Annotated in this window: 1 pseudogene; it reads left to right on the forward strand. The window is 47.6% G+C overall.

From position 1 onward, the window contains the following. Window positions 1-44: 44 nt before the first annotated feature. Window positions 45-676 (forward strand): annotated as a pseudogene (locus L0951_RS13660) (IS5/IS1182 family transposase); the annotation flags it as partial.

A 676-nucleotide genomic window follows, 5' to 3' on the forward strand; every position in this document is an offset into this window, starting at 1 on the left:
CAAAACTGGCAAGGAAATCCCAAAGGCAGCTCAAAACCATCGCCATGAGGCTGATACGCGAGCTTGAACGCAACTTCACGGCAGAGCAGCAAGAGTTTTATAAAGAATCAATGGCGCTCTACACCAAGGCGGTCACGCAAAAAAGAAACGACACCGACAAGGTTTACAGCATCCACAAGCCGTTTACCCGGTGCATTGCCAAAGGAAAGGCACACAAGCAGTACGAGTTTGGGAACAAGGTCGGTTTGATAACCACTTCCAATAAAGGGAAAAAAATCATTCTCGGCATTAAGGCATTTTTGCACACACCTTATGACGGACACACCATCGAGCCGCTTTTGGAGCAAATGGAAACCGGCGGGCAGCAGCTTCCAAAAGAACTCGTCTACGACCGCGGCGGAAAAGGGAAGACGGAGATAAAGGGCGTAAAAATCTCCATTCCGGGCGCGCCCAGAAAAGCAGACAACGCCTACCAGAAACACAAAAAACGCAAGAAATTCAGAACCAGGGCGGCGATAGAGCCCATCATCGGGCATCTAAAAACCAATTTTCGGCTGGCTCAAAACTACTTCTTGGGAGAAACCGGCCCACAAATCAACGCCTTACTCTCAGCAACGGCTTGGAATATGAAGAAAATGATGGAGATTCTGAAAGAGAAAATCTTTTTCTATTTTTC

Origin of the sequence: Chryseobacterium sp. R2A-55 (assembly GCF_021401085.1) — a bacterium.
GTDB lineage: Bacteria > Bacteroidota > Bacteroidia > Flavobacteriales > Weeksellaceae > Kaistella.